Annotated in this window: 7 protein-coding genes; all 7 read right to left on the bottom strand. The window is 42.2% G+C overall.

The genetic code is table 11. The features are described from left to right. Nucleotides 1-167: 167 nt before the first annotated feature. The gene (locus tag JIG37_RS02955) at nucleotides 168-1616 is read right to left on the bottom strand and encodes a DEAD/DEAH box helicase (protein WP_199528670.1); all 1449 of its coding nucleotides are present in this window, start codon (nucleotides 1614-1616) and stop codon (nucleotides 168-170) included. Between the two features lie 203 nt (nucleotides 1617-1819). Next, nucleotides 1820-2662, bottom strand: coding sequence for a 2OG-Fe(II) oxygenase family protein (locus JIG37_RS02950; protein ID WP_054551580.1), 843 nt, complete (start codon nucleotides 2660-2662; stop codon nucleotides 1820-1822). Nucleotides 2663-2830: 168 nt separating this feature from the next. Continuing rightward, a complete protein-coding gene (locus tag JIG37_RS02945) occupies nucleotides 2831-3565 on the bottom strand; it encodes an alpha/beta hydrolase (RefSeq protein WP_054551581.1) in 735 nt (244 codons plus the stop codon). Next, entirely contained in the window at nucleotides 3559-4143 is a 585-nt protein-coding gene (locus tag JIG37_RS02940) for a GNAT family protein (RefSeq protein ID WP_199528669.1), read from the bottom strand. Before JIG37_RS02940 ends, JIG37_RS02945 begins: the two co-directional genes overlap by 7 nt. A 31-nt stretch (nucleotides 4144-4174) precedes the next feature. Then, nucleotides 4175-4765, bottom strand: coding sequence for a pentapeptide repeat-containing protein (locus tag JIG37_RS02935; protein WP_235373734.1), 591 nt, complete (start codon nucleotides 4763-4765; stop codon nucleotides 4175-4177). Next, nucleotides 4762-4968, bottom strand: a complete 207-nt coding sequence (locus JIG37_RS02930) for a hypothetical protein (RefSeq protein ID WP_054551583.1) — start codon at nucleotides 4966-4968, stop codon at nucleotides 4762-4764. Before JIG37_RS02930 ends, JIG37_RS02935 begins: the two co-directional genes overlap by 4 nt. 109 nt (nucleotides 4969-5077) lie before the next feature. Beyond that, nucleotides 5078-6847 carry an aspartate--tRNA ligase gene (gene aspS, locus JIG37_RS02925; RefSeq protein ID WP_054551584.1) on the bottom strand — a complete coding sequence of 590 codons (1770 nt, stop codon included), beginning with the start codon at nucleotides 6845-6847 and terminating at the stop codon, nucleotides 5078-5080. Between the last annotated feature and the right edge of the window lie 75 nt (nucleotides 6848-6922).

The raw sequence follows: 6922 nt of genomic DNA, 5'->3' as shown, positions 1-6922 counted from the left end.
TCTAAAAAGGAGGACATATCATCGAAGTGCTGAATTAGAGACATAAAAAATCCGATATTATTTCTAATATCGGATTTTGAAGCTATGAAAAGATCAGTCAAGTGATCATAAAAATATTCTTAACTGATCAGCATTACGCAATTGCGCGTTTTTTGTTTTTACTGCTATTAACTATCCGCAGCGGGCTTACGTCTTGGGCGAGATGGCCCCGATACACGCTGACGATTACCCGCAGGTTTATTACCTGTTGGTTTAGTGTTATTTGATTTATTCCCGTTGTTAGCGCCTTTTTGGTTTTGGCCTTGCTCTTTACCCTTACCCTGCCACTTACCTTGTGAAGGACGCTTTTGCGATTTAGGTTTTAGCTTTTGTGCAGGTTTTGCTGCACCTTGACCATCTTGAGCTGGTGCTTTTGGCTTTTTCGGTTTCTTTGGCTTTTTCGGCTTGATAGGGCGCGTATCTAGCGGCTTTTCAGCAACCGGTTTGCTTGGTTCAAAACCTGCTTCGGTTGCACGCGGAATAAGCTCACCAATAAAGCGCTCAATACCATATAAATCGTCGGCATCATCTACTGTTACAAACGAAATAGCATGACCCGATGCACCCGCTCGGCCTGTACGGCCAATACGATGTACGTAATCTTCATAAATATTTGGTAGATCGTAGTTAACAACGTGAGGTAGCTCAACAATATCAAGACCACGGGCAACGATATCGGTTGCAACTAGTACGCGCACTTCACCCGATTTAAAGCCTTCGAGTGCTTTAACACGAGCGCCTTGTGATTTATTCCCGTGAATGGCAGCGCCGACAATATCATCGCGTTCAAGCTGCTTAACTAAACGATTCGCACCATGCTTAGTACGACAAAATACCAATATTTGCTGCCAATCGTTAGTACGGATCAGGTGGCTAAGCAATGCTGTTTTACGTGGTTTATCTAGCGCATAAACAGATTGAGTAACCGTTTTAGCCGTGGTGTTTTTTGCCGCAACTGAAATCTCAACGGGGTCATTAATGAGCCCTTTTGCAAGTTCACGAATTTCATCAGAGAACGTCGCTGAGAACATCAGGTTTTGACGTTTAGCAGGCAATTTAGCAATGATACGTTTGATGTCATGAATAAAGCCCATATCAAGCATACGGTCTGCTTCATCAAGGATCAGCACTTCTAAATCATCAAACTTAACAGCATTTTGATTGTGCAGATCTAATAAACGACCAGGTGTGGCCACTAAAATATCAACACCTTTACGAAGGCGCATCATTTGCGGGTTAATTTTAACGCCGCCATAAACAACAAATGAGCTAACATTTGAATGCTTAGCATATTGCTCAACATTTTCGCTTACTTGTAAAGCTAGCTCACGAGTTGGTGCCAATACTAATGCACGTACTTTATTGCCACCGGCTTTAGGGCCTTTTGACAAACGCTCGATTAACGGCAGTGTAAAACCTGCTGTTTTACCTGTACCAGTTTGCGCTGCGGCCATAACATCACGGCCTTCAATGATCGCAGGGATAGCTTGTGATTGAATAGGCGTTGGTGCTTCATAGCCCTTTTCTAAAACTGCATTTACTAAAGCTGGTGATAAACCTAACCCATCAAAACTCATACTATCTCTCTTTAAAAATTTCAGCCGATTCGGCGAAGTGCGCGCATTATACCTAGGATAGTCAATAATGCATGGAATTATTTGCAAACTAGCACTTAATAGCGAACTGAGCAGCCTAATTTCAGGCATAAAAAAAGCGGCTCAAATGCCGCTTTGTCTTATATACCCAAATCACCTCAAGGTGGTTCGGGTATAACCAATCTTTACTTGACACCAAGTTCGCGTAAACGCTCTTGTAAGTAGCTGTCTGCTGTGTAACGCTCAGAAAGCACAACATCAGGACGCGGGTGTAAGAATAGCGGTAACGAAATACGTGATTTCGTTGACGCTTTACCCGTTGGGTTGATCACGCGGTGAATCGTTGATGGAAAGTAACCACCTGACGCTTCTTGTAACATGTCACCAATATTGATGATCAGGTTACCAAAATCACATGGTACGTCTAACCAACCACCATCTGTTTTTTGTACTTGTAAACCTGGCTCATTTGCCGCAGGTAATACAGTTAGTAGATTGATGTCGCCATGCGCTGCTGCACGGATTGCACCTGGCTCTTCATCACCTGTCATTGGTGGGTAATGAAGAATACGCAGAAGTGTTTGCTCAGAGTTAGCAATCATATCTTTAAGGTCGATAGAGAACTTAGCGCGCACCTCTTCTGGTGCTTCAGCTTGAACCCAGCTTAATAATGTTGCTGCAAACTCATTCGCTAAACGGTAGTACTCACGGATTTCTTCTTCTAGCTGTGCTGGAACGCGGCCTTTTGGATAAACGTGGTAGTACTCTTTAATATCTTTAACGGTAAAGCCTTTTGCAACTTCTGACACTGATGGTGGGAAGTAACCATCTTGTGTTTCTTTTGAAAATAAAAACTCGTGCTTTTGCTCAGAATTAAAGAATTCTTGCCAATTTTTGTAAATAGACTCAACTAATGACTGAGGGATTGGGTGATTTTTTAGTACACCGAAACCTGTGTTTCTTAGTGACTCAACAAATTGAGCGGCCGCATCGCTCGCTTTATAATCAACGGTAGGTAAATGTTGCATTTGTCTTTTCCAGTGAATAAGGTTCAAGAAGTCTGTGCTAAGCATAGCATTTCTTCATTATAGCGCTTCGCGAGGATAGAGAAACACAGGTAAAAACATAAGGACTTATGTCCGCTCAACCTTGCTTAGCTCCTTAACTTTGATACAGATCAAGCAACAAATCATTTGCTATTTATTAGCAAGTAAAAATGCGTTGAGCTCTTTACTCATTCGTTCTACAAGCGCTTTTGGGCCACCATCATACATATCGTTATGGCGCGAATCTTTAAGCTTAATTTGCGTCACTGGGTACATAGCAAGTTCTTGCGGCGTTAGCAATACGTTGTCATCTGCTGGGTAATCGCTACCGCGTAGTGTCAGTACAGCAATATTATTGTTTCTTGGGGTCAGCATACGGCGATGATCAAGGGTGATCAGCTTAGCCACCTTAGCAGGATAAATAGCGGCATATAACGCTGCAATATCACCGCCATTTGAGTGCCCAAATAAAGTGAGCTGATTAAAGTCATACGCAGGATATCGCTTTGCAAGTTCTACAGCTAAAAACTCAAGGGTTTGTACACCGCGGTGCCAGTTTTCCATGCGTGTGGTCATGTAGGGTGGCTCAGGGTTTAAACTCGGATCGCCTTTTAACTCATGAGCCACTTCAACCGTTAAGTAACCATGCTGATGAAAGGCCTGCTGGGCAAATTGATAGTCTGTATGTGCCATACCGTAGCCTGCCCCAATAAACGCCACGGGGCATTTCTTTTTTATCGTGCATTTGCTATCGGCTGCTGTAATGGTCACCGGAATATGGCGTGCCCGCTCAGTATCAAACAGTGTCTCTGTTTGATTTGCAAAGGCTGTTTGCCCGCAAAGCGTTAAAGCGAGCAATAGCGCCGGCTTTTTAATATTTAACATGCTAATTTGAATTCTAAACTACGTTTAACCATAGGCCACTCACCATCAATAATTGAAAACACCACGGTGTCGCGTACGCATCCATCAGCCATTACTTGGTGATTACGAAGCACCCCATCTTGTTTCGCCCCTAAGCGAGCAATGGCATTGCGCGAAGCCTGATTATGCCAATGGGTACGAAACTCAACAGCAATCACATTAAGTATTTCAAATGCATAACTCAGTAGCAGTTTTTTACAATCAGTATTAACCCCAGTACGCTGAAAACGCTTGGCATACCAGGTATAGCCAATTTCTAAACGGCGGTTTTTACTGTCGATATTACAAAAGCGAGTTGAGCCTATCACCTCATCGGTGTGTTTATCGATGACAGCAAATGGTATTGCGCGACCAAGTGACTGTTGTTCAAACGCCATATTTAAATAATCGTCAACACGTTCTTCATTGGGCACTGAGGTAAACCAAAGCTCCCAAAGCTTTCCATCTGAAGCGGCGTTTACTAAAGCATCACGGTGCTCAAGCGTTAACGGCACTAATTTAACAAATTGACCTTCTAAGGTGATGGGGCTTAAATCCATAACTTTCCTTAACCTTAATTAGTAATAATATTTAATCCACCAGCTCTATATCGAGCCCTGCTAATAAATCCAAAGCGGCATAACGTTCAAATTTGGCCTTACTGATATTGTTAGCTGTTATATCAATGGCGAAATGACTGGCACCAATAAAATTAGCTTTACTGAGGTTGGTTTGTTGAAACAAACTGTCACGAAAGTCCGTATCAGTAAAATCAGCAGATGTTAAATCTGCATGTCTAAAATCAACATCTTTGGCAAAACAGCTACGCATTTTTAAAGCTTTTAAACTAAGTTCAAAAAAGCTGCTGTGGCTAAGTTCACAGCCAACAAAACTCACTGGAGCACGGCTGGCGAGTAGCGGCCAATCAACATCAGTAAAACGAACACTGGTTAATTTACACTGTTTAAAGCTTACTTCTTCAAGCGAGGTGTATCTAAGCCCAAGCGTAGCTAAATTACAATTTTTAAACTCACATTCTATAAACCGGCAGTTTTCAAACTGACTATTGCTAAAGTCACAGTCGATAAATTCACATTGCTCAAATTCGCAATGCGAAAATGTTTGCCCTGCAAGGTTTGCTTCAAAGGTATGCTCAAAATAAAGGGAATGGCTTGCAATCACGCGGTGGTCTCAATATCTTGTTTAAGCGCAAGTACAGCAATAAAAATAAGACCAAACAATGGAATTAGCCCTAGTAACCCACCAATAACGACCACCACGATTGGTGTTGAGGTTTTACGCTTACCTAAGAAATAGCTGATAGCGGCAAACAGTGGGAACAGAACAAGTACAAAATAACCTAAAAAAGTTGCACTGATATTCATACTCTTTCCTTGAAGAACATACCAAATATTCATTTAAGCACAAAAAAACCCTAAGGCATACACCTTAGGGTTATTATTCATTAAGCCTTATAATTCAGGTTATTATGAATTATTCAGCGTCTTTCGCTACAACATCAAGTGCAAGCTCAGTTAATGCATCTGCATTTGCTTTGCTTGGTGCATCTGTTAATAAACATGATGCTTGCGTTGTTTTAGGGAAAGCAATAACGTCACGAATGTTATCAGTACCGCATAACAGCATAACTAAACGGTCAAGACCAAACGCAAGACCTGCATGCGGTGGCGTACCGTATTTAAGTGCATCAAGTAAGAAGCCAAACTTGTCTTGCTGCTCTTGCGCTTCGATACCTAAAATTCTAAATGCTGTTTCTTGCATTTCTGCATTGTGAATACGTACCGAACCACCACCAACTTCGTAGCCGTTTAATACCATGTCGTATGCATCTGATAGTGCACCAGCTGGGTTTGCTTCAAGCTCTTCAGGAGAAATACCTTTCGGTGCAGTGAATGGGTGGTGAACCGCATGCAATGTACCTTCGTCGTCTTCTTCGAACATTGGGAAGTCAACTACCCATAATGGTTTCCAGCTATCAAGATCAGTAATACCTAAATCAACACCAATCTTAAGACGTAGCGCGCCCATCGCTTCGTTTACAACGTTACGCTTATCAGCACCAAATAAAATGATGTCGCCAGATTGTGCGTTAGTACGCTCAAGTAACTGGTTGATCACCTCTTCGTTTAAGAACTTAGCGATTGGTGACTGTACACCTTCAACGCCCGCTGCACGGTCGTTCACTTTCATCCATGCTAGGCCTTTCGCGCCATAGATACCGATGAATTTAGTGTAATCGTCGATTTGTTTACGAGAAAGCTCAGCACCGCCTGGTACAGTTAATACAGCAACACGGCCTTTTTCGTCATTAGCAGGACCAGAGAATACTTTAAACTCAACGTCTTTTACTAAATCAGCAACGTCTACAAGTTGCATTGGGTTACGTAGGTCTGGTTTATCAGAACCATATAAACGCATTGCTTCGCTGTATGGCATTACTGGGAAGTCGCCTAAGTCAACGTCTAGTAATGATTGCCACATTTCGCGGATCATTTTCTCAGTCATTGCACGCACTTCATCAGAGCTCATGAATGACGTCTCTAAATCGATTTGTGTGAATTCTGGCTGACGGTCAGCACGTAAGTCTTCGTCACGGAAACATTTAACAATTTGATAGTAACGGTCAAAGCCCGACATCATTAATAATTGTTTAAATAACTGTGGTGACTGAGGTAAAGCGTAGAAGCTACCTTTATGAACACGGCTAGGTACTAAGTAGTCACGGGCACCTTCTGGTGTTGCTTTTGTTAGTACTGGTGTTTCGATATCTAGGAAACCGTTGTCATCTAAGAAACGACGCACAAAGCTGCTCGCTTTTGCACGAAGTTTGATACGGTCGCTCATTTCAAGACGACGTAAATCTAAGTAACGGTATTTTAAGCGGCGCTCTTCAGAGTTTTGCTGATTAAAATCAAGTGGTAATGGCTCAGAACGGTTGATGATAGTTAAGCTTGTGCCTAAAATTTCAACTTCACCTGTTGCCATGTCTTTATTTACTTGGCTATCAGGGCGTGCGCGAACAACACCTTTTAACTGCACACAAAACTCTTGACGTAGTTTATTCGCAGTATCCATTAATCCTTCTACTTCAGGATCAAAAACAACTTGTACTAAACCTTCTCTGTCACGTAAATCGACGAAGATAAGACCACCAAGGTCACGGCGTTTGTTGATCCAACCACATAGTTCAACTTCTTGATCTACGTGAGATTTATTTAGCTGTCCGCAATATATAGAGCGCATAGTATTCCTGTCAGTTAAAGACTTATAGCCGCCTGCTCTTAAGAGTTCGCTATTTTGAGAGCAAAAGCCACTATA

The sequence above is a fragment of the Pseudoalteromonas sp. bablab_jr010 genome (assembly GCF_016464105.1).
In the GTDB taxonomy this organism is placed as follows: Bacteria; Pseudomonadota; Gammaproteobacteria; order Enterobacterales; family Alteromonadaceae; genus Pseudoalteromonas; species Pseudoalteromonas simplex.
Note: the sequence above shows the minus strand (reverse complement) of the source record. Positions and strands in the feature narration are given on the sequence as shown.

Bases quoted from the DNA above. Each gene is read 5' to 3' on its own strand.
- JIG37_RS02930 (WP_054551583.1), bottom strand. From the start codon at position 4,968: ATGAATATCAGTGCAACTTTTTTAGGTTATTTTGTACTTGTTCTGTTC.
- JIG37_RS02955 (WP_199528670.1), bottom strand. From the start codon at position 1,616: ATGAGTTTTGATGGGTTAGGTTTATCACCAGCTTTAGTAAATGCAGTT.
- JIG37_RS02945 (WP_054551581.1), bottom strand. From the start codon at position 3,565: ATGTTAAATATTAAAAAGCCGGCGCTATTGCTCGCTTTAACGCTTTGC.
- JIG37_RS02940 (WP_199528669.1), bottom strand. From the start codon at position 4,143: ATGGATTTAAGCCCCATCACCTTAGAAGGTCAATTTGTTAAATTAGTG.
- aspS (WP_054551584.1), bottom strand. From the start codon at position 6,847: ATGCGCTCTATATATTGCGGACAGCTAAATAAATCTCACGTAGATCAA.
- JIG37_RS02950 (WP_054551580.1), bottom strand. From the start codon at position 2,662: ATGCAACATTTACCTACCGTTGATTATAAAGCGAGCGATGCGGCCGCT.